Source organism: Rhodococcus sp. MT28 (genome assembly GCF_058792695.1).
The window spans coordinates 1-24,446 of record NZ_JBXAFD010000017.1; the positions used below are offsets into that span (position 1 = coordinate 1).

The 24,446-nt window shown below is 63.1% G+C and carries 22 protein-coding genes; 10 read left to right on the top strand and 12 right to left on the bottom strand.

Features of this window, described 5'->3' with window-relative positions; genetic code table 11:
* On the bottom strand, window positions 1–206 hold a 206-nt coding region (locus AC1Q6C_RS30360; protein WP_492667004.1), incomplete at its 3' end, for a hypothetical protein.
* 115 nt (window positions 207–321) lie between these two features.
* Here AC1Q6C_RS30360 and AC1Q6C_RS30365 point away from each other — a divergent pair.
* From AC1Q6C_RS30365 to AC1Q6C_RS30385, 5 genes are all read left to right on the top strand, one after another.
* Window positions 322–504: a hypothetical protein gene (locus AC1Q6C_RS30365; RefSeq protein ID WP_042925465.1), complete on the top strand. Its 183-nt coding sequence runs from the start codon at window positions 322–324 to the stop codon at window positions 502–504.
* Window positions 501–701: a hypothetical protein gene (locus AC1Q6C_RS30370; protein ID WP_042925467.1), complete on the top strand. Its 201-nt coding sequence runs from the start codon at window positions 501–503 to the stop codon at window positions 699–701. Before AC1Q6C_RS30365 ends, AC1Q6C_RS30370 begins: the two co-directional genes overlap by 4 nt.
* Window positions 702–858: 157 nt before the next feature.
* On the top strand, window positions 859–1,932 hold the full coding sequence (locus tag AC1Q6C_RS30375; protein ID WP_143542586.1) for a hypothetical protein: 1,074 nt from the start codon (window positions 859–861) through the stop codon (window positions 1,930–1,932).
* 241 nt (window positions 1,933–2,173) lie between these two features.
* A complete protein-coding gene (locus AC1Q6C_RS30380) occupies window positions 2,174–2,701 on the top strand; it encodes a hypothetical protein (protein ID WP_054186983.1) in 528 nt (175 codons plus the stop codon).
* Window positions 2,602–7,950: a helicase-like domain-containing protein gene (locus AC1Q6C_RS30385; RefSeq protein WP_223304646.1), complete on the top strand. Its 5,349-nt coding sequence runs from the start codon at window positions 2,602–2,604 to the stop codon at window positions 7,948–7,950. Before AC1Q6C_RS30380 ends, AC1Q6C_RS30385 begins: the two co-directional genes overlap by 100 nt.
* Before the next feature lie 120 nt (window positions 7,951–8,070).
* On the opposite strand, the gene AC1Q6C_RS30390 is transcribed toward AC1Q6C_RS30385, so the two are convergent.
* Complete coding sequence (locus AC1Q6C_RS30390) at window positions 8,071–8,460, bottom strand: hypothetical protein (RefSeq protein ID WP_054186981.1); 390 nt, start codon at window positions 8,458–8,460, stop codon at window positions 8,071–8,073.
* Window positions 8,461–9,274: 814 nt separating this feature from the next.
* Here AC1Q6C_RS30390 and AC1Q6C_RS30395 point away from each other — a divergent pair.
* The 3 genes from AC1Q6C_RS30395 (at window position 9,275) to AC1Q6C_RS30405 (ending at window position 14,184) form a co-directional block, all read left to right on the top strand.
* Window positions 9,275–9,685 carry a MobC domain-containing protein gene (locus tag AC1Q6C_RS30395; protein ID WP_223304641.1) on the top strand — a complete coding sequence of 137 codons (411 nt, stop codon included), beginning with the start codon at window positions 9,275–9,277 and terminating at the stop codon, window positions 9,683–9,685.
* Window positions 9,682–11,253 (top strand): relaxase/mobilization nuclease domain-containing protein, encoded by a 1,572-nt coding sequence (locus AC1Q6C_RS30400; RefSeq protein ID WP_042925476.1) that lies wholly within the window; start codon window positions 9,682–9,684, stop codon window positions 11,251–11,253. The genes AC1Q6C_RS30395 and AC1Q6C_RS30400 overlap by 4 nt, the downstream gene beginning before the upstream one ends.
* Before the next feature lie 582 nt (window positions 11,254–11,835).
* A complete protein-coding gene (locus AC1Q6C_RS30405; protein ID WP_075835957.1) occupies window positions 11,836–14,184 on the top strand; it encodes a hypothetical protein in 2,349 nt (782 codons plus the stop codon).
* A gap of 68 nt (window positions 14,185–14,252) precedes the next feature.
* Here the strand turns inward: AC1Q6C_RS30405 and AC1Q6C_RS30410 are convergent, their stop codons facing one another.
* Window positions 14,253–15,041 (bottom strand): CPBP family intramembrane glutamic endopeptidase, encoded by a 789-nt coding sequence (locus AC1Q6C_RS30410; RefSeq protein WP_492667005.1) that lies wholly within the window; start codon window positions 15,039–15,041, stop codon window positions 14,253–14,255.
* Between the two features lie 152 nt (window positions 15,042–15,193).
* Between AC1Q6C_RS30410 and AC1Q6C_RS30415 the strand changes: the two genes are divergently transcribed.
* Together AC1Q6C_RS30415 and AC1Q6C_RS30420 are read left to right on the top strand one after the other, a co-directional pair.
* Window positions 15,194–15,340 (top strand): hypothetical protein, encoded by a 147-nt coding sequence (locus AC1Q6C_RS30415; RefSeq protein ID WP_157092611.1) that lies wholly within the window; start codon window positions 15,194–15,196, stop codon window positions 15,338–15,340.
* Window positions 15,340–16,239 carry a type II toxin-antitoxin system death-on-curing family toxin gene (locus AC1Q6C_RS30420; protein WP_054186977.1) on the top strand — a complete coding sequence of 300 codons (900 nt, stop codon included), beginning with the start codon at window positions 15,340–15,342 and terminating at the stop codon, window positions 16,237–16,239. The genes AC1Q6C_RS30415 and AC1Q6C_RS30420 overlap by 1 nt, the downstream gene beginning before the upstream one ends.
* A 123-nt stretch (window positions 16,240–16,362) precedes the next feature.
* Here the strand turns inward: AC1Q6C_RS30420 and AC1Q6C_RS30425 are convergent, their stop codons facing one another.
* The 9 genes from AC1Q6C_RS30425 to AC1Q6C_RS30465 form a co-directional block, all read right to left on the bottom strand.
* A complete protein-coding gene (locus AC1Q6C_RS30425; RefSeq protein ID WP_054186976.1) occupies window positions 16,363–17,076 on the bottom strand; it encodes a hypothetical protein in 714 nt (237 codons plus the stop codon).
* A gap of 42 nt (window positions 17,077–17,118) precedes the next feature.
* Window positions 17,119–17,256: a hypothetical protein gene (locus AC1Q6C_RS30430; protein ID WP_157092610.1), complete on the bottom strand. Its 138-nt coding sequence runs from the start codon at window positions 17,254–17,256 to the stop codon at window positions 17,119–17,121.
* On the bottom strand, window positions 17,253–17,702 hold the full coding sequence (locus tag AC1Q6C_RS30435) for a hypothetical protein (protein ID WP_054186975.1): 450 nt from the start codon (window positions 17,700–17,702) through the stop codon (window positions 17,253–17,255). Before AC1Q6C_RS30435 ends, AC1Q6C_RS30430 begins: the two co-directional genes overlap by 4 nt.
* A gap of 105 nt (window positions 17,703–17,807) precedes the next feature.
* A complete protein-coding gene (locus AC1Q6C_RS30440; protein ID WP_075835959.1) occupies window positions 17,808–18,272 on the bottom strand; it encodes a hypothetical protein in 465 nt (154 codons plus the stop codon).
* The gene (locus AC1Q6C_RS30445; protein ID WP_054186973.1) at window positions 18,269–19,699 is read right to left on the bottom strand and encodes a hypothetical protein; all 1,431 of its coding nucleotides are present in this window, start codon (window positions 19,697–19,699) and stop codon (window positions 18,269–18,271) included. Before AC1Q6C_RS30445 ends, AC1Q6C_RS30440 begins: the two co-directional genes overlap by 4 nt.
* A gap of 148 nt (window positions 19,700–19,847) precedes the next feature.
* Complete coding sequence (locus AC1Q6C_RS30450) at window positions 19,848–21,005, bottom strand: hypothetical protein (RefSeq protein ID WP_492667006.1); 1,158 nt, start codon at window positions 21,003–21,005, stop codon at window positions 19,848–19,850.
* Between the two features lie 328 nt (window positions 21,006–21,333).
* Window positions 21,334–21,918, bottom strand: a complete 585-nt coding sequence (locus tag AC1Q6C_RS30455) for a DUF4913 domain-containing protein (RefSeq protein WP_054186971.1) — start codon at window positions 21,916–21,918, stop codon at window positions 21,334–21,336.
* A complete protein-coding gene (locus tag AC1Q6C_RS30460; protein ID WP_042925504.1) occupies window positions 21,915–23,672 on the bottom strand; it encodes a type IV secretory system conjugative DNA transfer family protein in 1,758 nt (585 codons plus the stop codon). Before AC1Q6C_RS30460 ends, AC1Q6C_RS30455 begins: the two co-directional genes overlap by 4 nt.
* Window positions 23,669–24,436, bottom strand: coding sequence for a hypothetical protein (locus AC1Q6C_RS30465; protein WP_128638051.1), 768 nt, complete (start codon window positions 24,434–24,436; stop codon window positions 23,669–23,671). Before AC1Q6C_RS30465 ends, AC1Q6C_RS30460 begins: the two co-directional genes overlap by 4 nt.
* Window positions 24,437–24,446 lie beyond the last annotated feature (10 nt).

Sequence of the window (24,446 nt, forward strand, 5' to 3'; positions counted from 1 at the left end):
CCGCCAGCATCCTCGTCATCGGCAATTAGCGACACAAAGCGATCACAGAACACCGCCAAAGAGCGGCAAACTCCACAGGTCAGGCTGCCCACCAGGGGATGGCGGATGCGATGCAGGCTATGACGATGGCGGCTTCGACGGACATGCCGAGCAATCCGTGTCTGCGTTTTTGTGGGTAAGTCCGTTCTGGGGTCATGGATGGACACGATTGGCACCATTAGATACATTAGAAACATTCCGACGAAACCTGCTGGCAATTTGAAAGTATCCGGAGGTTTCAGTGCCGTGAGGTTGGTAGACAGTTTTACGAAAGGTGCTGTTATGCAATTGATTTCAACCGATCCTGACTACAGTGGATACGTCGACGAGGTTCGACGCTACCGAACGGACGCGGCAGGAGTTCTGTACGCGGCGGTCGTACTTGTGGCAAATGGGCGGTGGTACAGCGGGATGGCCGCCGTCGATGTGAGGGCAGATCTGTTGCACACCGTTCGAGCCGCATGAGCGAGGACGGAATGTTCGTCAGTGAGAATACGACCGGAGATGCGGTCGAGCGCGCCTATCGAGCAGCAATCAAGGACGGACTGCTCGAAGAGCACGCATATGCGGTGATTCGGAACGCGCTTCTTTCCAGTCGCCGAGATGATCTGATCTCCGAGCGGCAGTGGCGCGCATTGCAGCTGCGCCTTGAAGGGTTGTGAGCGATGTCAACCACCGAAATCGGCGGCCAACTCGACATTTTCACCGAACTGGCAAGTCTCGCCGCCGACCAGGACGATTCGATCGTGGGGGATGGTGAACAGATGTGATGTCATCTGTTCGACGAGCATGAATCGACGGCGTGAGGGGCGGAAAACATTGAGCAAGAACAGTGATCGGGACGATGATGACTGGACGGTCGGGGAAGTGTTCGAGGCCGGGGCGCGGACGCCGGTGGAGCCGATCTTCGCCGGTTCGGAGGAGTGGGATTCCGCACCCGTGCTGTATTCCCTACCGACCCCGTCTGGTATCGACTTCAACTCACGGACTGCGCAGGCTTTGGAAACGTGGTTCGACGCCACGGTCGGCCCGACTACGGGCGTCGCCTCCTGGTCGACCCCTGGGGCGGACAGTCCTCTCATCCGATCGTACGAGCAGATGCGGTGGGTGATGGCTGTGTCGTCCTTTGCCTTGCTTCTTTCGACGGTGGTTGTTGCCGTGGGTCCGTGGATGCTTCAGGACCTGATGTTATGGCTATTCGTGGCAACGATCGGGTCGGCCAGTGCCGCATGGGCGTGTGACAGCAAAGCAAAAGCCGTGCGACGTGGACAAACGATGAAAACCGCTGGTCGCGACGCCCTCGCTCACGGCCGGATGCGTATCGCGCAGGGAACGCCGAGTCCACCCGAGCTGAAACTGGCCTTGCACGTAGCGCAAACGGCCCATGTCATCGAGGCTTCACCGGCCTTTTCGAGTGGGTATCTGAGCAGTCATCGCCGCCGGATCAATCTTGCCGAAGAAGTCGCAGCCTTGTCCGCTGACGCGGCGGAGTTGTGGAACGTGCGCAAGACTCTCACCAGGAAAGAGGACATACCGGAAGGCAGCGACGCTTCTGCATTGTTGGGCGTACTTGCCGCTCACGAACGTGACTTGATCTCGGTGTGGGACTCGTTGAAAGCGCGCGCGAACGCTCTCGACCGTTACCGCATCAAGGTCGACGAGATGAACGACCGCCTGCGCTACCTCGATCAACTCGAAGCGGCGGCCGTGCACGCGGACCGTATTGTCGCCCTGAAAAATCGCACTGTCGAACATCGACAAGCCGCAGAGGCTACGGACTCGATGAGTGCAGAGCTGGAAGCGGTCCGAGAAGCGATCGACTCCCTGGTCCGAGGTATGGATAAGGACATTGCCGTTCTCGAGGCCCGACCGGCCGACCATGAAAGTGACTGAGGTCACAAGCAAAAATCCGGGGATCTAAGTCTGTTTGAAGCAAAGGAAGGGGCGCATCACTCGTTTCATAGGCAACACTAGAACCATTAGAGGTAACCGGATTCGGTTGCCCAAAATGGAGGTGAGTTGCCTGTGGCACGAAGGCCGCGCAAATCGCGCGAATCCGAGGGACAGCTGAGTCTGGAAAGTTTGTGGGCCGACCCCGATCCAAGACCGTCGACAACGACCGAGAGGAAGAACAATGAGTACCCCGATCTATCTGGAGCAAGTGCGGACCTACTTTCGGAACTATCTGCCGAGTCGGGTCGCGACGCTGGAGGATCCGGAGATTTACTTCGCGGAGCTGGCAGAGGCGATAGCCGAGCAGGTGGCAACAGTGAGCACGCAACTCGAAGTCACCTCACGCCTCCCGGAGGAGAGCTATTTGCAGAGAGTGGGGCGGTTGAACGCGGTGCGGGCTCAGGCCCAGGAGCTGGCGTTGACGGAGATTCTCTATTCGATTCCGCCGGAGACATCCGAGAGCGACGACGTGAGCAACGCGCGGGACGTGGAGTTGGCGACGGCGACAGCGGAATCGAACGAAGTCGATCGCCGGTTGGAGATGGAAGAGGAGTCGGCGGAGGCGATCGATTGGGATCGCAGGTTCCCGCACCTGGTCGAGGAGGTGCGCTGGATGCAGAGCGATCACGGGAACCTCAGCGAGGAGGAGAAGAGGGCGCAGCTCCAGGCGATCTTCGCAGCTCAGGACGCCGCCCGACCGCAGGGCTGACCCAGGAGGTACCGAGAGATCAGACTGCGAGGGCCGCCGACGAGCAGAGCCTTACCGCGGACGCGGTTGATGCGCTCTACGCCGGGGACCTCGATGTCGAGGATTCCGAGGAGATTCGGTTCACCCCGTACACAGAGGTCGGAGCTGATGGCCGACTGAATCGGGTCGACGGGCGCAGTGAGGCGACGAGTTGGCGGCCGCCGCTGGACATGCCGCCGGTTCCGAGCGGTATCCGCGCCCGCATCTCTGCAAATCTCGATGCGATCCGGACTCTGCACCGGATCGAGGAGCACGGTAAGTCGGCGACCGCAGAGGAGCAGCAGATACTTTCGCGCTGGTCGTCGTGGGGTGCGGCTTCGCAGATCTTCGACGATTCTCGCCAGGACTTGCGTGATGACGCGGCCGAGCTGCGCGCGCTGATCGGAGAGCAGGCCTGGCTCGCCGCTCAGCGCACGGTCCTCAACGCGCACTACACCGACCCCGCTATCGTGGCGGCGATCTGGGACCACCTGGGGGACTTGGGTTTCACCGGGGGAGAGGTTCTCGAACCGGGTAGCGGGTCGGGAACGTTCATCGGGTTGGCTCCACGAGCTGCGCGGATGACGGGGGTGGAGTTGGACCCGACGACCGCCCGCATCTCGGCGCAGCTGTACCCGGCGGCGACGATCCGCACGGAATCGTTCGCGGACACACCGCTGCCGGAAGGCACGTTCGACGCGGTAGTCGGCAATGTGCCGTTCTCCGGGGCGAAGTTGCATGATCCGGTACACAACCTGGGCAATCATTCGATGCACAACCACTTCATTCTCAAGTCGTTGGCTCTGGTCAAGCCAGGGGGAATGGTCGCGGTCATCACCTCTGCCTTCACGATGGACGCGCAGAACCCGTCGGCGCGACGTGAGATCGCGGGCAGGGCAGATTTCTTGGGCGCGATCCGATTGCCGACCGGCGCTCACCGCAGAACGGCCGGCACCGACGCTGTGACCGACGTGCTGATTCTGCGTCGCCGCGACGGCATACCTGTCTCGGTGGGAGGGGATTTCGAGCGGACGATCGAGAAGTCAGCGACCCGGGCGGGCATGCTGGACGGGGATGTCCCGGAAGTGGCCACGGTGCGAATGAACGAGTACTTCGAACGTCACCCGGAAATGGTGCTCGGCACGGTGGAAGTCGGTCACGGCATGTATTCCTCCGACACGGTGAAGGTCAATGCCAGTGATCGGGATCTAGTTTCGGATCTGCGCGGCGCATTGGCTCAAGTGGCGGCCCAAGCGCGGGGTGCCGGTGTAGTGCATGCGCCACGCGGCATCAGTGCGGATGAGCGGCGGGTGGCCGCTGTCGTCGGGGGTAGCCCAGCACATTTCCCAGGGCACATCAGTCTCTCTCCGGATGGGGAGTTCCGGCGCCGAACGGTGTACGGGACGGACGAACCACTGACGGTTCCGTCGAGTCAGCAGCGCGAACTTCGGGGCCTTCTCGGTATTCGTGATGCGACCGTGGCGTTGCTCGAAGCGGAGGCCGCCTCTGCGCAGGACAACGAGTCGATCGGTGATCTGCGCTCGGTGTTGAACGCACGGTACGACGCATACGTCGATCGGTACGGGCCGATCAACAGATGTTCATGGCATCCGAGCGGGCGCTTGGACGCGGAAACCGGCGAGCCGGTGTTGTCGGTGCGACGGCCGCCGGTGATGCGAACATTCCGCGAGGATCCGCACCAACCGGCTGTGATGGCACTCGAGGATTACGACGCAACGACGGATACGGCGTCGAAGATGGCGATCATGAGTAGACGTGTCGTCGCTCCACGCACACCCCGCCTCGGTGCCGACACTCCAGCGGACGCGTTGGCGATCTGCTTGGACACCCACGGCCGTATCGATATCGAAGTCGTCGCGCAACTACTCGGTGTCGAGGAGCACAGCGCGCGAGAGCAGTTGCGCGGCCTGGTCTTCGCGGATCCCGAGCAAGGCGGTGCGCTTGTTTCGGCAGCGGAGTATCTGTCCGGTGATGTGCGCGCAAAACTCTCGGCAGCTGAGACGGCGCTCGTCGACGACCCGCATACCTACTCGGAAAACATTGCGCCGCTGTCGGCTGTCATTCCTGAGGACTTGGGTCCGGCTGAGATCGATGCTCGACTGGGTGCGGCGTGGATCGAAGCGGACGATGTGGAGAATTTCCTGCAGGAAGTGCTTGGTGACACCACGATTCTGGTCTCGCGGGGTGTCGGTTCGGAGTGGCGGGTCAATGGCGGTGTCGGTGGTGTCCTTTCCACCGAGGAATTCGGCACGGAGCGGGTGCCGGCACCGAAACTTGCCGAGTACCGGCTACGGCAGAAGGCGATCCGTGTCTACGACCCGGACGAGGACGGAAACTCGCGGATCTTCAACCCGACTGAGACGGATGCGGCCAACGAGAAGGCCGCGCAGCTCGGCGAGAGGTTCTCGGAGTGGGTGTGGGAGAACCCGCGACGGGCTCAGCGATTGGCGGACGAGTACAACCGCCGGTTCAACGGGATCGTGTTGCGGTCGTATCCGACCGAACACATGACCTTGCCGGGACTGACGAAGGATTTCACTCCGCGGCCGCATCAGTTGAGCGCCGTCGCACGGATGGTGGCCGAGCCGAATGTCGGGTTGTTCCACGCTGTGGGCGCGGGCAAGACAGCCGAAATGGCGATGGGGGTGATGGAGTTACGTCGACTCGGTTTGGTGAACAAACCGGCGATGGTCGTACCGAATCACATGCTCGATCAGTTCTCGCGTGAGTTCCTGCAGGCGTATCCGCAGGCGCGTGTTCTCGCTGCGGGCACTGAAGATCTGGCGGGCGACAAGCGGAGCGCTTTCGTCGCCCGTGCCACGACCGGCGACTGGGATGCCATCGTGATGACGCGTGGCAGTTTCGCGCGGCTGGTAGTCAGCAATGAGACCGCGCGCTGGTACCACGACAGGGAGATTGCGCCGAGGCGAGAGTATTTGGCAGCACTCAAACGCAACGGGGGCGCGGGGCGAACGATCAAGCGCACCGAGGATCTGATTCTGAAAGCGGAGGAAAAGCTCAAGAGCAAATTGTCTGGTCCGGTGGATCCGGGAATCACCTTCGAGCAGACCGGGATCGACTACCTCGTCGTCGACGAGCTGCACGACTACAAGAATCTGTCCACGGACACCAACATTCAATCGGCCGCGATCGCCGGTTCTCAGCGTGCGCAAGATCTGCACATGAAGATCGAGTACTTGCGGGACAAGCACAACGGGAGAGCGGTCACCGGAGCAACGGCGACCCCGATCGCGAATTCGATCACCGAGGCATACGTCATGCAGCGGTACCTGCGACCCGATCTGATGGAAGCTGCCGGGATCACGAATTTCGATCAGTGGGCGGGAACATTCGCTTCCACGAAGGCGGAGTTGGAGATGTCGGTGGACGGCAACTCCTGGTCGCTCAAGGAACGGGTATCGGGTTTCCGGAACGTGCCCGAGTTACTGAAGATGTTTCACGTCGCCGCTGATGTGAAGACGGCGGAGGATCTCGACCTTCCCACACCGGCCATCGCGAGGCGGGGCGACGGGCAGCGAGTTCCCGAACTGATTTCCGTCCCGGCAACGCAGGCTCAGCGTGATTTCGTGATCAGTCTCGGTGAACGTGCGGATGCGGTCCGCAAAAAACTTGTCGAGCCGACCGTGGACAACATGCTCAAAATTTCATCGGAAGGGCGCGCAGCGGCGCTGGATCTGCGCTTGCTCACCCGCAAGGCCCACATCGCACAGGAAATAGCCGCAATTGAAGACGGTGACGATCTGTTCGCCGACCCCGGGACGGCGTTGGAGGAGGCACAGGCCGACTCCGGACACAAGATCGGTGCGGCGGCTACGTGGTTACACCGCAATTGGGAGGAGAACAAGGACAACGTCTACATCGGGAAGGACGGCGCTCCGCATCCGCGTCGGGGCGGGTTGCATTTGGTGTTCTGTGATCTGGGAACGCCGGGGGAGGGGTGGAACGTGTACGACGAACTGGCATCGGAGCTCACTACGAAAGGTGTGCCGCGCGAGCAGATCGCGTTCATCCACGACGCCAAGACCGACAAGGCCAAAGCAGCGATGTTCGCTGACGCGAAATCCGGGAAGATCGCGATCTTGGTCGGGTCGACGTCGAAGATGGGGGTGGGGACGAATGTGCAGGACCGGGTTGTCTCGTTGATGCACATCGACTGTCCCTGGCGGCCGGCCGATCTGGAACAGCGAGACGGGCGCGGCGTCCGGCAGGGAAATCAGAACGCTGAAATCAGAATCGGGATCGCCATCACCGAAGGAACATTCGATGCTCGGATGTGGTCGACGCAATCACGGAAAGCCACTTTCATCAATCAGTTCATGAGAGGCAGTCTCGACGTCCGCGAGATCGACGACATCGGAGACGCGGCGATGAACGCGAACGAAGCGGTGGCCATCGCTTCGGGCAATCCGCTGGTGCTGGAAAAGGCGGAAGTTGATGCCGAGGTCGGGAAACTGGAGCGTTTGCGAAGATCTCATCAACGCAGCCAGTCGATGCTGGCGTTGCGTGTCCGCGAATCCGAATACCGGATTCCGGAACTCGAAAAGAGCATCGCCACGTTCACCAGCGCGATCGAACAGCGGGTATCGACTCGGGGTGAGAAGTTCGTGATCGAACTCGACGGGAGCCCGATCGATTCTCGCATCGAGGCCGGCGACGCGATCGCCGCGCGGTTGTATGCGCTCATCGAAGACAGATCATCGCATTGGAAAGAAATCGATGGCGGTCGTATCGGACGGCTGGGCGGCTTCGAGTTGCACGCACGCAATGTGCCGAACGGGCGCAGCGCCGACGCCGCGATCGTGTTTCCAGACATCGACGGTCATACGGTCACGTTCAACGCGGGCACCTTGCGCAACGGTGGTGTCGGTATCGCAGTGAAGCTCGAGAATGCGATCGAGGGAATGGACCGCCGGTTGGCAAATGCCGAACGCGAACTCGCGACCGCAGTCGGAGAGAAGGGACGATCGGAGGCGAGACTCGGGTTGAAATTCGAGCACGAGGAACGGCTGGACGCACTCAAGGTGCGCAAGCGCGCGATCGACATCGAGCTCCGTGGCGATCCGGAACCAGAGGCAGGCGAGGAATCCGAGCCGACCCCGCAGAGCGCTTCGCGTGCCGCCGAGCGCTCACGTCCGGCGCATCTGGACCGAATCGGCGGGCCGTCTCCTGGTGTGGACCGTGACCGCTGAGCGATAGGGGCGCACCACGCGGTCGCGCCCTGAACATGGATCTGGCTCCACCCGAGACATCGGGATGGAGCCAGATCCATTTTTTGTGGATAGTCGCCGGTTGGTTCGTCGTGGTTCCGGTCAGTGGGCAGGGTTGGTGCCCGTAGCGACCGGAGTGGGTGGTGAGGTGGGTGTGGACGGGGAAGCGATGTCCCCCTTGTCCTTGCCTGCTTTTGCTCGTTTGCTCACGGCTGCGAGGGCGGCGGTGGGCTTGAGGTCGATCTTCTCGAGGGCGCTGACTTTCGCGCCGCCTTCACGCGCTGCCTCGTATGCAGCGGCTACCGCATTCTCGGTTGCTTCTTCGCGTGCGATCAGCTCACGTTGACCGCGCTCGCGTGCCTCGCGTGCGAGCTTCCACTCGCCCATCTTCACCGCGAGGTCACCGACGAGAGTTTCGACCGAGTTCTCGACGAGGGCAGCTCGGTACGCCGATGCCGCCTTTTCCGCGGCCGAATTCTTCGATGTGGCCATTTGGTCACCAGTCCTTTCAGTTCGAATGAATCTACTGTATCGAATGGTTCGCCCCGGCGTGAGACGGCGTGTGGGGCTTTTTGAGTGGGAGAGGTTGTGGCGAGTCGCTATGGCTAGAGGTGTTGTCCCCGGCCTGGGTGTCCGGGGCGGCGTTGGGTGCAAACCAGACGCGGAGCGGAGGAATCTGGTTTGTGCCCAATGCCGAGTTCCCCGGTGCACAGGTTGGGGGCAACACGCCAAGTTCGGATCGGCGTTTTCCGCGCGCAGAGTGGTGGTGTTCGCCGCGTAGCGGCGGCCCCGTTGCCCACAGATGGGGATGGCGCATGCCGCTCCTCATGTGGATGCCCGAGATTTTTCCTCTCGCTCCGCTGCGTCTCGGGCACCCACAATCCTCGCGCGCCACCCCCAAGTGTGGACGACGGGATCGGGCGGTCGGCTTCGCAGAATGACGTGGCGGTTAGTGGGTGGCGAACAGAGAAGAGCCGAAGGGCGGGGCTGCCGCGAGGCCGCTTCGCGACCTCTTGCCTGATGAAGAATCGGCGCAGACGCGAGTCGGGTGCGGGGCCGGCGGGGTGCTCGGGTGCGTGGTGATCGCGCGTTATGCATTTCCGCAGGAAGCAGGCAGGTCTGGTGAAAGAGCAGAGCAAGATATTCTAAAACCCAGGGGTTTTAGCTTGCGCCTGCCGCGGGCGTGGTTCAGACTCGAAGGGGTTCGAGGTCTGAGCACCCCGGCGGCGGGGTGGATGTCGCCGGGCGGCCGGCGAGTGAGGTCCAGTCGAGGGTTCGTCTGGACGGTTGAGGAGCTGGGTTGAGCGTGAAGGCGAAGCGAGGTCACCGTTCGCACGGTGTGGTCGTTCGTTCGCGTCGCAAGGAAGCTCTGTTCACTCCGGACGAGTACGCGTTGATCGAGCAGGCTTCGACGATGAGGGGCTTGAAGTCGGGGGCATTCATCGCGGCGTCTGCGGTCGAGACGGCGAAGGCGATGACCACAGGTTCAGGAGAGAACGCTCCGGCGACGGTGCACGAGTTGCGCGGTGTCGCGGCTGAGGTGCGGGAGTTGCGTCGATTGTTGGGGAACGTGGCCGGCAATCTCAACGATGTCGCCCGTCATGCGAATTCGACGGGGCAGCTGGGCGGTAATGCTGATGCTGTCTTGGAGTTCACGCGGCGCACGAACACGAAGATCGATGCCTGGCTGATGGAGCATCTTCGGAGCCTGCGGTGATCGACAAGATCGTGAAGGGTTGGGATGCGAAGGGGTTGGTCCGCTACCTGATGGGGCGGGGCGATCACAACGAGCACACGCGCCCGACGGTGATCGGGGCGTGGCAGTCCGACCCTGGCGCGTTGCAGCCTGATCTGGTGGGGCCGGGAGATTTCGACTTCGATCCGGCGGAGTTCACAGCGTTGCTCGATCACGTGAACGCGACTGCCGAGGCGGCCGAGTTGCCCAGGCGTCAGCCGCAGACAGGTGAGCCGGGGTACACCAAACACGGATACGTGTGGCATTGCTCGCTCAGCCTGTCGGCGGAAGAGGGGAAGCTCTCGCACGCGCAGTGGAACGAGATTGCACGCGATGTGATGGACCGAACCGGGATCGCTCCGGAAGGTGACGCCGGTGGGTGCCGATGGATCGCGGTGCATCACGGTCAGTCCACAGAAGGCAACGATCACATTCACATCGCCGCGGTGTTGGTGCGCCAGGACACGGGTCGTCGCTTCCACCCGAAGAACGATTTCGGAGTGACCCGCACGGTGATGCGGGATTGGGAGGATCGACTCGGTTTGCAGGCGACCGCGATCAACGACGGTTCTGCAGCACCAGCGGCCAGTCGCGGCGAGATCGAGAAAGCGGCGACCCGGATGCGGCAGGGTTACGAGGGGCTGAGCCGGGGAGAAGCCGGTAAGGCCGCGAAGATTCAGTTGCGTCAAGTGGTGACCGAGACCGCCGCGATGAGCGCGGACTCGGAGCAGTTTCTGTCCGAGCTGCGCTCGCAAGGTGTGCTGGTGCACTTGCACCGCAACGACGACGGAAAGATCGACGGATACGCGGTCGCTGATCCCGAGGACCGCGACGCGAAGACCGGCCGCCCGATCTTCTTCGGAGGTAGAAAGTTGGCTCCGGAGCTCTCGTGGGTGAAGTTGTCGGCGCGGTGGTCCGGGGATGCGGCATTGGCGGTACCGGAGACCGGGCGGGCGCATGAGGTGTTGTCCTCGATCGCGGGAGTCGTGCGCGGGAGCGCGGTCGCAGTACGCGGCAGGACCGAGTCGCCAGTGGCGGTGGCGAAGAGCGTGCAGCCGCTGTTGGCGGTATGGGCGAGGGTCGCGGACGGTGCGCAGCGGCGCGGGGAGCTGAGCCGCGCGGCGTGGTCGTTCGATCGGGCAGGACGGATGCCGAAGTCCTTGGAATCACCGCCTGCGGGAGAAATGGCGCGGGCGTTGCGTGCTTCGACTCGTCAGTTGTCGAGAGTAGGACTGGTGTCCGGTCGCGGTATGACCCGTGACGCCGGGCTCGAGTTGGCGTTGGCGTTGTCGGAATTGTTGTTGGAGATCGCGGCGTGGCACGAGGTATCGAAACGCTCGCATCACTGCGCGGCGGCCACCAGGTCGGCTCGTTGCGTGGGACGTTTCGCGGACGAAGCGGGCCGCGGAATGTCGGGTGCTCCGCGCACCACTGCGGCAGTAGTCGACAGTGTTCGTGATCGCGCGCCTTCGCGCGGACGTACACCAAGAGCTCCGGCGTCGAGCACGCCGGAATGGTTGCCGAGGAGAGGGGAAGAGAGGAAGTTGTGATCGCAGGCGCGTGATCCGCCGCGTACAAGTCCACATCGTCGGGAGTCGCCACCCATTGCATGCTGCGAGCTGTGCTCGTGGCACGACCGACGAGTTGGAAAGGGCAGCGATGACTGACCCCACGAACGACAATGTCACCGATCGAGGTTCTACTGTTTTCGCTGTGTCACTGATGTACCGAGCTGTCGACTCGCCGGTCAGTGAACTGCATTCGACACATCCTTCTCTTACCCGAGCTGTGGAGAGTCTTGCCCGCCACGTGCACGCCGCCGCAGTCGATCCGATCGACGACGTGCGTGTGGCCATCGTGGAGGAGCCACACGGGCAAGACGCGGTCGTTGTGTTCGAATACTCAGGTGCAGCGGTGGAGGTGATCCGCGCCTTCGATGCCTTCGCGAGCACAGTCCCTTCATCGTCTAGTCCTGAATCGGTGAAAGTGATCCGTGCATTCGATGCATTCTCAAACACGGAACACTCGGCGACTGCTCCTGCTGCGGCATGGGAACGAGCGGCGCAGACCTTTCTTGCCCCGGCGCCCTCTTCGCCGACAGCGCCGGCGGTCGTATCGGACGGAGAGCAGAGATGAGTGAACACGACGAGGTTCCGACGTTCTCGCTTGGGCGTGGTGACGCGATGCGATGGATGATGGCGATGCGCGCGGGCGCGGATCTGATGCGCACTGTTCGCGAAAGCAGGGGGCGCGCGGCGTTCGAGGACGCGGAGAACGTGGCCCGGATCGAAGCGGTTGCTGCCGAGAACGGATTACGCAAGCTCAGCGCTGACGATACCGAGCAGTGGAATGCGGCGGCAGCGGCCGGCCGTGTCTACGCAGAGCAGCATCCCGAGTCGGGGATGACTGTGCGCATCGCTCCGCTGTCGGGAGGCCGGTACGGAGTGCAGGCGGGATGGGAGGACAACTACACGTCCACGGTGGTCGGTTCAGCCAAGATGGCGGGGGAGCTGAGGTCATGGCTCAACGAGAACAGCAACTACAGCAGCATCGATGACCTCCGCGGCACTGTGGAAGAACTACATCAGCATCAGCTCAACCTTGCGGCGCAGACGGCGCAGGAGCGAGCCACCTTCGAACGCGAAGAATCCCGACGCGTCGAGATAGCACGCTGGTTGCATCAACCCGAACAAGCGCGAGTACGGGCGATGTGGGAAGACACTTCGCATCCGGAGTTTCGCGGCGAGAACGGATTCGAAGAAAGCCGCCGCAAATTCTGGCTCAACGGTGTCTTCCAGCACGCGCAGAAGCACAACGGCGACCTCGCGAAGGCCACAGAGTGGGCACTCGAACACGACAAAGAGTTTTACGGAGACTGGAGGAAAAACGCTCCACGTGTGAACTTCCAGAACTTCGAAGAACCCGAGATGCGCGACGCCGAACGCAACCATGAGCTGGCCTTGATCGGCAGATGGGCGAGCGCCTTTGCCGCGGACAAGGAGTTCGAAGCAGCACAAGCCTGGGCCAGTGAGCACGACCCGGCGCTCTATCAGAACTGGCAGCGGGCACAAGCACAAGCAACTGGTCTGGACGAGACACGGCGCGGAGAGAAGTCGCTCATCGACGCGGTCTCAGTGAGTAAGGAACTCGCGGCAGCGAAAGCGTGGATGAAAAAGGCAGGCAACGAGCAGGTCGCGTTGGACTGGGAGTTCCCGGACGCGCACACCTGGCAGGGCGAGGACGGGGTGCAGGCGCAGTGGCTCCGTGGGCAGTGGCACGCAAGCGAGGCCTACACCGAGGGGTTGCCGGAGGCCGAGCAGATCGAGGAGGCGAACGCCTGGATGGCGTTGCCACGCAACGAGAAGATCGCGGCCGAATTTAATGAGCCGAGCGCACAGACGTGGGAGGACTTCCGGGAGGAATGGCTACGCGGCCGGTGGCGCGATGCGCAGGCGGAGGCTGCGCAGGACGCGCCGCCTCCGCCGACCCTGGCGGATCGCCTCGAGGGACGCGTCGATCAGTCGATCCTCGAGGACAAGAGGTGGGCGACGGCCGAGCGGCAGTTCACCGCGTTGGTGCGCGATGGTGCCGACCCGGACCGGCTCGCGGATGTCGTCGCCGGGATCACCTTCAACGAGAAGATCCGCTCTCCCAGCGCGTTCGCCTCGTGGAACATGCGGGAGGCGGCGACGAAGGGCCGTGTCTCGCAGAAGAGTGAGGACGAAGCCAAACGCGAGGTCGCGGAGGAATGGCTCGCGCAGGCGCAACCCGGCCATCCACTCGATCGGGCGCGGGCAGCGTTGCTCGTGGGCCAGATCGACGAATCGTTCGACGCCAAACTCGCCGAACATTATCCGGGTCTGCTCGACGGAGACCGTATGCGTGAGCAGGCGAACACCCAGGCGGCGCGCCACGACGGAAACGCCGACGCCGCCGAAAGCGAGGCACAGCGCATCGAGTACGCCGAAGCAGACGAGCGTGGACGAACCCGGTCCCGGGCGGCCGATAGCGCACCTGCTCACGACGATTCGCGGTCATCGAGCGATCAGTACGGGGAAGTCGTCGATCTCGACAAGACCCACGGCGGGTGGGACGAGGACATTCCGTTGCCCGATGAACCGGAACCTGACGAGCCGATCTACGACCACGATGTCGGGTCCGAGCGAAGCACCGAGATCCCGTTCTCGCAGGCGACGGCCGAGGAGTCGGAGCGGGCGTTTCCACTCGACGAGGTCGGTGACGGCCGCACCATCGCCGATGCGCGCGCGGAACGGTCGTACGCGGCCGGGGAGCGAAGCGCTGCGAGAGAGGAACGGGCGCAAGGCGAGGCTGCACAGGTACAGCCCACCGAGGCAGCGGCCAGAGCTGCTGGCCCGTTGACGCCACCGACCGGCATCAAACCCACGCATCGCCGGGGACCGCGTAAACCACCGGGGACAGCGCCGTCGACGGCAGCGAGAGTGGCCAAACGCGCGCTGTAGTCAGGTGATCAGGGGTCGGCGCGTTGTCATGACGCGTCGACTTTCTGTATGTGAGGGGATGGTCCTCTTCACCGGATCCAGTTCAGTACCCCATACGAGTCCAAGTTCCCCATCGCATGCGCGACGATGGCCGGCCACAACGACCGAGTTTTCAGGACCAGGGGGAAGAACACCAGCCCGAGCGTGGCGGCCGAGAGTACATTCCACGCACCGAATTCCGCGTGTGAGAAGCCGAACAGCGCAACACTGACGACGACGTACCAGCGCATGACCCCACCGAGAAGTGCTGCGCGAAGTCGCCGGTCACGGACGTGATCGCGAAACTGCCACAACGACAGTCCCAGCCCGCGAAAGAGGATCTCCTCGGCGATCACGTGGGCAACAATCGTCAGCGTCATCCACGCCACCGGAACGCCCGCATACCAGTCGTTGCGGTTCTCACCAGTGATCTCCGTGGAGATGCCCGTTACCGACCGCAGTAGCGGATCCAGCACCGTAGTGCTCAGGTAAGTGAGCGCGATCGGAATCCCCACGCCGAGTACCCCCGCCTGAGCGACTCGATAACGAGGCCAGATGCGAGGCAGCGCGAAAATCCCCGGCGGGGGAATCTCATGCAGGAATTCTCGGCGGTGTTCGGGAAAGAACGTGACGCCGGGGAGGAGAACCAGATACAAGAACACCAGGGCGATCGGCACCGCGCTGGCCGCCAACCAGGGATTAACCGGTTGCTGTCCCGCCCCGGTCAGAACCATCGCGCACATCAATCCGGCAAACAGGACGGCTACAGACCGCCACACGACCACTCCGAGTGGCAAAGACGATGAGGCAGGACTGTGCAGGACATCGATGCGAGTCACCGACATATTGGACCATCCCGCTACGACGCAGAGTTAGGTCTGCGACCTCTCCTAACTCCTGGTTCGTGTCTCCTGACCTGCTGATTCGTGTGGTCAGGCTCTCTGCGACGACATCTGTACCAAAGCTGCACTACTGACGTACCCTCGGAGGTATGACAGATGTACGCCACAGGGAGCCGCAGGACGAGAAGGTGCTCGCACAAGTAGCTGCCGGCCCGTCGATCGACGATGCCCAGGCTCAGGCGCTTCTGGACAAGCACATGAGCCGCTGGTCGACACTGCTCGATCGCCTCAAATAGTGGCCACGCACTACCTCACCGTTCAACAGCTGATCGACATCAACGCCGCCCAAGAGGGCGGCGTTGGTGTTTCGAGCATGGCCGGGGTGGAGACGAACGCACATCGACCCCAGTCTGGGTTCGGTGACCGCGACACCTTCCCCGATGTGTGGTCGAAAGCAGCGGCCTATCTGCACGGGATCGCCAGCACCCAGTACTTCACGGACGGAAACAAGAGAACCGCCTGGCTTGCGGCCGTGATCTTCCTCGACGCGAACGGAATGGAGTTGCCGTTCGTCGCCGACATCGAGTCCGAAGCGCTGGTGCAAGCGGTGGCGCAGAAGATCTTCGACACCGACGAAAACCCTGACCGCACCGTCGAGATCGCGGCCGAGTGGTTCCGCTCGAAGTGGGAGCACGCCAACGAGTTCGGGCGCAGCGACCGCGTCGACTGGGCAGTCCTCGGAATGGGATTCACCCCGCACGCCGCATCAGATGGGGCGGTTCTCGATGCTGACATGTTGGGAATTGCACTGATCGGAGTAACCGAGGTGCCCGGCGAATTAGAGGTGCATCTCGCAGTGCGCTGTCACTTCACCCCTGTCGACGTCGGTGTTCCGCAGGAATTCGACGTCAAGATCGAGCACTCCCGTACGGACATCGCCAGTATCACGAGCTATCAGTTCCCCCGCGAATTCGGTGTGCCGATGCCAAGTGGTCACGTCCACCACCCGCATGGGTTGATGCCCGTGACCTTCGCCGGGGGGATCAAATTCGATGTTCGAGGTGAAGGTTTGATTCGATTCGTCGTCACTCGCAACGGGCGGTTGCTGACGAAACTGCCGCTGAGCATCAAACTCGTGCCTGAAATCGAAACCATCGCTGGCAACAAGCCTTTGACTGTCCCGGATTGGCAATAGTCCGCGCGCCGCTACTTCGAGTCAGGGCATCCTTCTCCGTTAGGCGGAAAGGTATGCCCGCGCGGACTGGCGGCGCTGATACTTCTCAAGCCAACGAGCAACTCGAACTGAGGCATTGAGAAACTAGGGGTCGGGGCGGATCACAATGTCGGTCGCTTCTCGATTGGTGTCAATGTACTTTTCTCGTTCGTTTCGCCACTGTGCGAGAACGGCTTCGAGCTCAAAGCGGGAACGTGGTTTTGACAAATAGTCGAGCGTCCCGGCAATCCATGGAAAGTAGTGTCGGTGGGCCTGCCGACTTGTCGCGGTTTGAGGAGCGAAGATGTCTTGGAATGCCAATCCTGCACGGTCGTTCGCAATACGGTCCCTTAATCCCTTCTGATCGACCACCGTAGGCGATCGTCCTTTCCTGGATCTGCCGACCTTCGGTGTACGGCGTATGGCCATCTCACTGCGGTGACCGATGGCATCGACCGTTTCTTCTGCAGCGGTGACATCGAGGCCATCAGGCAGCGCCGCCAGCAATTTCGCGGCTTGCTCTTCAAGGGGGCCGAAGCCTCTGTCTCCCGTGATGTACCAGTAGGTCATAGCCGCTGCATGCTCCCACTGAAAGGCCAGCTGTCGTTCCACGCGGGGAAGACGTAGCGCGGCCGAGAAGAAGTGTGTTCGTGTTTCTTTTGCTCGCATCCGGACGGCAGACCATCGTGGATCCTCCGGGTCGATGGCCGCTGTGACATCGCGGACGTCGATCAGCTGCTCGCGCAGGGTCGCTGAGGTAGCGGCAACATCCACACGTAGTGCGTAACGGCTCGGCTTCGAGCGGAGCATCCAGATCATCTAGCTACCTTATCTTTTGGCCGACATCTGTCTTCTTGTGTTTCACGACTTGTCCTTTGCATACCGATGGGCAATGCGGGTGACGTCGCCGAGTTGGTCGAGGAGGACCGCGAAGCAACCCGCTATCAGTGCGACCGGCGCAGCCGCTGCACTGGGCCATGCCACCGCTCGTCGGTTCATCTGTCCGTCTCCGGGGCGGAGGAAGGTTCATCGTCGGAGGGGACGGGGTCCGTCTCTGCCAGCGGGTCGAGGGGTCGGCCTGCGGACTGTCCGAGGTTGATGACCCGCCCGCCCATCGCCTCGATGGCCGCGGTGTAGTTGCCGCCTACGAAGTCGGCCGTAACCGCCGGGCCGCCCGCTGCTCCTACTGCCGTCGCCGACGAGGTAGGGGACGGAATATGTATCGGAAGTGATCTGGTCGAGGAGTGGAGTTCGCGTAAGGCCTGGCCGGCCACCGCCTGGACGAACGGCGGGGCCGTGGAAGGGAGGACGTCGTTGACGTTGACGGGTGGAAGCAGCCACGGGTGCAATCCCCGGGCTCGAAGCGAGGACGTCTCGACGGGGGCGGGGGTCTCAGCCTTAGTGCGAGTGAAGAGGTGTGTCAGTGAGCGAAAGCGAGATGTCATGTCGGAACTCCTTGTCGAAGGTTTCGGGCATCATCAGCGCGAAAGATGTTCTGGTGGTGGGCAGCGAACTCGGACGGGCGGCGACAGGGCGAGCGTTCACCGGTACTACTTCGGGTTCGCGGTGTCGTCGGTGGTCGGCGCGGTGGACGCTTCCGTCATGGCGCCCATGCTCACGCCGGGGAAACATGCGACGGCCCGTTCCCGGCTTGCACAGATGAGGAGGTACACGACGCCCACCGTTGAGAGGACGGTGAACGCGAAGACACCGAACGGCCACTGTCGCTGGAGAGTGAGTGCCGTTGCCGGTGCACGGCTGATCATGTCGGTCAGGAACCAGATCCACACTGCGGCTGCCAGCATCCCGCCGGCCAGACGCAGCAGGTTCCGGGGGCGACTTACCCAGGGTGCGATCTTGCGCCGGTGCCTGTAGGCGCTGATGATCACTGTCGCGGAGAGTACGACGACCGCCGTGCCCCCGGCCCAGGACGACAGAGTCAGGAGGGTCGGCAACAAGCGCACACCGGTCTGTATGTTCGGCAGAGCGGACGGTGATCCGTTGGGGAGGTTCATGATTCGTCCTTGCGGACGGCCGCGATGCGAGTGATGTCCCCGAGTTGGTCGAGGACGACTGCGGAACCATCGTCGGTCACCAGCCAGGGAACGGCTGCGCCTTCGGTCAGTGAGACAACTTCGCCACGGCCCGTCCACTGCGCACGCACGGTGCTGCTACTGGTGACCAGTGACCCGAAGATGTTGCCGGAGGTGGCATTCGACGGTTTCCAGGCAGGGGCGAAGACGGTTTGCTGTGTGCTGGAGTCCGCGAGGACGGGTCCGGCGCTGAGTAACGTACGGTCTTCGGAGACGACGGTCGGGAGCGGGTTGTCTGTGACTGCGGCCGGTACTTCCTTCGCGGCGAGAACTTCTCCGCTGCGGGCATCGTGGAAAGCGACGATCCGATTCTGCGGATTGTCGGTGTTCCACCACGCGGCCACGACACCGCGCACGGAGGACACCGCGTGGGGCGCACCCACCGCTCCACCCGGAGAGGTGACGCTCACTGTGGCCGGAGGCTGGTCACCAGGGCGCAGGATCGACCAGGGTCCTTCTGCGGGAGATACCACGGCAGTGTCGTCGTCGAGAACCTCGTAGACGGCATTGCCCGCCGGGACGGTGAGAGGGGCGACTGCACGATCAGTGGTCAGTATCGCCGGGGCAGCACCTGCATCGGTGACAAGGATTCCTTCGCCGTTGCTGGTCAACGTCGCGGACGGGGTACTTGGAATCGACGTGGGACTCAGGTGCGCACCAGATCCCGCGAGCGGAAGCACCTCGATCGCCGTGCCGGCTTTTGCGGCCACGATCGCCTTGTCCCCGGATCCTCCGACGACGGGGGCGGCGCTCGCAGCTGTCAGCGGTTGCGATTCCCAAACGAGAGCGCCGCCGTTGGCATTGACCGCCCGGAGTGTCGCTTGCGGTGTCAGATACAGAATCCGGTCCCCGGAGGTGACCGGGGCGAAGTCACCGACGGGGGAGATATCCCAGTTCACGTGAGAACTCCAGCCGTCCGGTGCAATCCGAGCAAGATTCGGTAGCGGCGTCGCAGAACTCGCTGGAGCGGTATCGTTTCCGCCGCTGATCACGACCCCGACAATGCCGAAGGTGGCGAGAGCAAGTGCTCCTGCGACGACGTATCGGTTCCGCAATGCGAGGTGCTGCGTCCACCGCGAGCGAGAAGCAGAGGTGGGGGATCGACGCTGTGCTGCAGCAGGATCGATGACCGGACGCCGCAGGCCCCCGTCACGCAAAGCGTTGATGGTGCTGACGCCGCCGTCCGCCCGGTGAACGCGCACAACGGTATCGACACCGCTGGCCTGAGCCTTCTCGGCGATCTCGGAGAGAATCAGACGCAGCGCAGCATCAGGCGGCCCGTCGAGTTGCTGTCCGTCATGGGTGAGAGTTCCGTCTGCGTTGAGATACACGTCCACAATCGCGGGCATAAGTAACGTCCTTAGAAAGTCGAACGCGCCTGGCAGGAGCGCAAAGCCCCTGCCAGGCGCGAGGGTGAAAGTCAGGCCGGGACGAGCCCTGCCTGTACTGCTGCGAGTGCATCGAACACAGGCGTGCTGACCCCTGCCAGTGCGGTGTTCACATCGGCAGCAGCCTGGTCAGCGGCTGCGACGATCTGCTCCCCGCCAGGCTGATCGAGAACGGCCGCACGAACATATCACCAGCAGCCTGCTGGGCTGCAGGAGGAACGTCGGCAACAGCGGTGCGGACGGTCTCGACGACCTCGGTACCACCGGGAACCGATTCCACCTGTGCCACGGTCTGAGCTGTGGCTGCGGTGATTGCCGGTGCGTCGACGACGATCGGTGCCGGTGCCGATGCCGGGGCGGCTGCGGGTTCTTCGGTGAACGGCAACTCGAACTCGATGTCGCCGTTGTTCGTACCTGCACCGAGCGCGGTGGCGGCCGCGAACCCGGTTACGCCGCCAAGCCCTGCCCCGACGACGGCTCCAGCGCCGCCGAGTGTGAGCGCACCGATACCCGCACCGACACCGGCGGCGGGGAGGAACCCGATGGGAGTCAGCACCGGTGCCAAGGGTGCTGCGATCGCAAGTCCGGTGAGAGCTCCTACCCCTGCCAGCGGCGCGCCGACTAGCAGGGCGCCCCCGGCCGCGCCCAACGCTGTCGCTGCCACGGTTGACGCAGCCTTGCGATCGGCCTCACTCTCGATGACACCGGTACTGGTGTAGAAGGTCGCGATCTGTGCGGTCGCTACCGATGCCTGATTGTTGATCTTCTCGGCCTCGGTGGGCGGCACCCAGTACGGGCGCTTGGCGATCGCGTCTCCGAGCCGGATGAAACCTTCCTCGGCCTGGATCGGTACCACTGGTGTGACAGTCGGGTCAGGCAAGTGCAGGGGTCCCTGTTCGGGTTCTGCCGGAGCGGTGTTCTGCGCCGGGACAGACTCCGTGTTCTGCACCGGGGTGGACTGGGTGTTCTGGCTCGGCGCGGGACGCCACTGCTGCGGGTTGTACTCCGGAGCAGGTTCGACGTAGAACGGTCGAGGTGCTGGTGGTTCTTCTACGACCGGAGCAGGTGCCGGTGCTGGTGCCGGTGCCGGTGCGGCCGGGGTGGGTGAGGTCGGTGTCTGGGGGTCGAGGTTCGCCGTATTGGACGGACCCGGGGTCTGGGGGTCCAACTCCGGCGCAGCATTGGCTACTGCTGCGTTGCCGGCAGCGAGCACGACTGCGCTCATTGTGGCTCCCGCGATGACGCGGGCTTTCATCTTCGTTCGCATGAGCTGTTTCTTTCTGTCAAAGCGGAAGGGTGTTGGTGGCTCTGCCACGATCCGGCGGGTCTGCGTCGTCGTGGCCTGTGCGGTTTTCGTTGTGTCGCACCGTCCTCGTCTCACTCACATCGAGTGTATCTAATGAGTGGAGTGTATCGAGTAACTCGATACCTGGCTACCGTGAATGGTCGCCGCGCGATTGCGGCATGCCATCAGGGGGTTCGGATCGAGGGTGCTGATGGCCCCGCTGGGGAGAAGGAACATCAGCACCCTCGTGGGCAGCCGCCGCGCAGGCGGGCGATCTGGGAGTGTGCCTGCGCGGCGGCACGTCATGGGTTCATTCCGGGCCGCCGGCAGGGTTCTCGCTCCACGGTGGGTCGGCGGACGGAAGGAACGGGCTGTTGTTGTGGTGGTCGACCGAACAGCCGTAGAACGGGCCGGTTTCGGAGGAGAGGGCGTTCATGGTCGGGTCGAAGCAGTCGCGGAAGTATGCGGTCATTGCTGCGCCCGGCTCGGTGACAGCCTCGAGCCACGCTCGGCGTAGCGCCCACAGGCGTGTGATGGCTTCGGGGTGTTCGAGCCACCACGGGCACCAGTGAAATCCGTCGCTCGCGCTGCCGACGGTTTTGCGTTGCGCCCAATTGCTGATGTGATCGCCGACCCATGCGTACAGCACCACGACGTCGAGGGGTTCGGGTCCCGGCGGTGGTGCCGGGGCGGGGTCTTCCTCCGGCGTGGCCTGGGCGGCGTCGGAGAACTTCTGCGCCGCGACGGTCAGTTGCTCTTCGAGGTCGTCGAGTCCTTGGACCGCGCGGTTCGCGGTGTCGGCGGTCCGCTCCTGGTTGGTGGCCAGGGTGCTGAACTGGCGGCGCAGGGCCACCAGTTCAGCGGCGAGTTCGGCGACAGGGTCCACGTCGGTCATACCTGCTCGGGCGCAGCGGCTTTGGTGGAGGCTGCATGCAATGCTCGTGCAACAGGATTGTCGTTGCCGAGTTCGGCGATGGCAGCATTGCGCATTTCGGTCGTGGCGATTTTGCTCAACGCAGCGATGTCGCCGGCATCAGGTTCGTTGTACCAGGGGATCAGGTCCATGAGCACAGGCTTGGCGCCGGGACGAATCAGAAGCGCGTTCTCCTTTTTGATGGCCGCGACATCTTCGGGGGGCATGATCGGCTCTCGCACCTTGTGTTCGGAGGTGGAGCCACCACCGCGACCACTCGAATAGGAGTGTTCGGTGATCTTGTGTGTACCGATCAGGCCGGAGAGTTCTTCGGCGAATCCCTTGTCTTGCAGGCCTGCACCGCAGATCTTCACGGTGGCAGCGAGCCACAGGGCCTGGGCGCGGTCGTGGCCCCACACGGCCTGCATCTGGGCTTTGGACTGGAAGATCGCATCGACGCTGATCGACTTCGATCCCAACCACGACGCCAGCTCCGGGAGTTGTTTGATGCGGCAGATGTTGGCGCACTCGTCGAGCACGATCGTGATCGGCGGATCCACACGGCCACCGAGGGCGGAGGAGGTGAGGTTACCGATCTCGAAGATCCGAGTGACCATTGCTGTGAGAAGCGGGCCAGCTGAGCCGGAGCCTTCCTGCGACATCAGGTACAGGGTGGGGACGTTGCCCTCCTCGAACGCGAACAGTGACCACAGATCCAGTTCCTCGATCTCGGCAGCGCCGTCGACGAACTGTTCCCAACTCTGCGGTGGAGTGACCCAGCGCAACGTGTCTTCGTCCTGAATGCATGCCAAGGCTGTGTTCGCTCCGCCGTAGACGCCGCCCTTGGTGGTGTTCGGCAGTTCGAGAACGGTGGTGTACGAGAGAGTCATTCGTTTGAGCCCGTGCGCGCGCAGGATGTCTCGCGGCCGGTCGGAGAATGTGCTGATCCAGATGAGCACATCACGCATCGTGCATCCGGGTTCGATCGCTGCGGCCAGGATCGTCCAGGCGAGAAGATTGCGGGCGGTCGGGGTGAAGAACGCGTCTTCTTTCGACTTGTCACCCCCGCTGGTGTCGTCCATGAACGTATCCGCGAGGGAGACGGCATCCTTGAGTTTGCGGACGTGGCCGAGAATGTTCCACCACCAGGTCTGCGGGACAAATGCGATGTTGCCGGGGTCGAAGGCGTAGACAGGGCCGAGCGCGGCCCGCAGCGCGGACGTCAGAATCCACAGGTCCGGTTTGTTGGAGGTGCTGACCACCGCGCCAGGGGCGGAGAGAATGCGGGGAACAGCGACAGCGGAGGTCTTGTTCGAGCGCGGTCCCATGAAGACGAGCGTGAATTCCTCGAACGACTTGTACAGAATCGTCCGGCCGATCCGGCCGATCACCGACGCCAGTTGCCTCATGTCGACGGACTTGGCGAGCTTGCGCACGTTCGCGTTCGGGACCCCGCCGATCGACGCTCGGAGTTTGACGCCCTTCTCTGCTGCGTCGCGGCCGATCATGTCGCTCAGATTCTCGGTACTACGTAGCTTCGCGTGGGCGCTACTGCGCGGCCAGAACTTGCGGGCCAGCACCGCCAATACGATGAGAACGACCAGAACAGCGACGACGATGACGATCAGCATCCACATCGGGGTTCCGTTGCGGTACATCGTCCGTAGGCGCACCACACCGAGAAACGCGAGGAGCGCGGCGGTGGCCGCGAGCGGGGCGTAGGCGTCGCGGTTCATCGCCGGCCTCCTTTTCCGTAGGTGCCGAGTTCGACGATCGTGGTCGGATGGGCGCATTCGGCAGCGCAGAGGCGCAGCTCTTCGACCAGGGCCGAGGTGATTTCGCGCCACGGCGACGAGACCGGGCGCACCACGTGCACGGTGGCGGCCGCCGACGATGATGCCCCGGCAGGCCCGTGCAGTGTGCCGAACGGTGCGGGTGCGTTCCTGCGGCCGGAACCGGGTCGGGAGAGCGCGTCGAACACCGCGTCGGTTGCCAAAGGGGTCAGCGCCATCTGCATGGTCTCCCACACCGATCCCTGGGTCAGCTCGTCCTGCGCATCGAACGCGAGAACGTCTTCGTAGGCGTCGATTTCGCCCGTTTCACGCAGCGCGTGTGCCGCGTCGGCGGTGTTCTCGGAGCCGACCCACCCGAGAACAGCACCGAACGGCAGACCCGTGCGTGAGGCGGCGAGAAGCATGTTCGCGGTCAGCAGTGATGCCTCAGGGAGGAAGAACGTGGCGAGGCGGTTGTCGAGGACCGGGCGCAACAGATGCTCGGTGATTCTGTCCGCAGCCGGGGCGTCGGTGACCGCGCCGAGCAGATCCCACGAGCATGTGGACCCGACGACGCCGACGGCGTCGGGGTTCCACAACAGATCCGGATCGGACGAGGCGAGGTCGGTGGCCGAGGGCAGATCGTCACTGACGACGAGAACTCTCACAGGTTCCTCCGATGCGACCGAACGAGCATCGCTGTCATGTTGTGCGATAACGGATTTCATGATGATTCCT

Coding starts and splice junctions, on each gene's coding strand:
- AC1Q6C_RS30465 (WP_128638051.1), bottom strand. CDS start 24,436: ATGAAATCCGTTATCGCACAACATGACAGCGATGCTCGTTCGGTCGCA.
- AC1Q6C_RS30445 (WP_054186973.1), bottom strand. CDS start 19,699: ATGCCCGCGATTGTGGACGTGTATCTCAACGCAGACGGAACTCTCACC.
- AC1Q6C_RS30440 (WP_075835959.1), bottom strand. CDS start 18,272: ATGAACCTCCCCAACGGATCACCGTCCGCTCTGCCGAACATACAGACC.
- AC1Q6C_RS30380 (WP_054186983.1), top strand. CDS start 2,174: ATGAGTACCCCGATCTATCTGGAGCAAGTGCGGACCTACTTTCGGAAC.
- AC1Q6C_RS30390 (WP_054186981.1), bottom strand. CDS start 8,460: ATGGCCACATCGAAGAATTCGGCCGCGGAAAAGGCGGCATCGGCGTAC.
- AC1Q6C_RS30435 (WP_054186975.1), bottom strand. CDS start 17,702: ATGACATCTCGCTTTCGCTCACTGACACACCTCTTCACTCGCACTAAG.
- AC1Q6C_RS30365 (WP_042925465.1), top strand. CDS start 322: ATGCAATTGATTTCAACCGATCCTGACTACAGTGGATACGTCGACGAG.
- AC1Q6C_RS30370 (WP_042925467.1), top strand. CDS start 501: ATGAGCGAGGACGGAATGTTCGTCAGTGAGAATACGACCGGAGATGCG.
- AC1Q6C_RS30450 (WP_492667006.1), bottom strand. CDS start 21,005: ATGCGAACGAAGATGAAAGCCCGCGTCATCGCGGGAGCCACAATGAGC.
- AC1Q6C_RS30455 (WP_054186971.1), bottom strand. CDS start 21,918: ATGACCGACGTGGACCCTGTCGCCGAACTCGCCGCTGAACTGGTGGCC.
- AC1Q6C_RS30460 (WP_042925504.1), bottom strand. CDS start 23,672: ATGAACCGCGACGCCTACGCCCCGCTCGCGGCCACCGCCGCGCTCCTC.
- AC1Q6C_RS30430 (WP_157092610.1), bottom strand. CDS start 17,256: ATGAACCGACGAGCGGTGGCATGGCCCAGTGCAGCGGCTGCGCCGGTC.
- AC1Q6C_RS30425 (WP_054186976.1), bottom strand. CDS start 17,076: ATGATCTGGATGCTCCGCTCGAAGCCGAGCCGTTACGCACTACGTGTG.
- AC1Q6C_RS30415 (WP_157092611.1), top strand. CDS start 15,194: ATGACAGATGTACGCCACAGGGAGCCGCAGGACGAGAAGGTGCTCGCA.
- AC1Q6C_RS30405 (WP_075835957.1), top strand. CDS start 11,836: ATGAGTGAACACGACGAGGTTCCGACGTTCTCGCTTGGGCGTGGTGAC.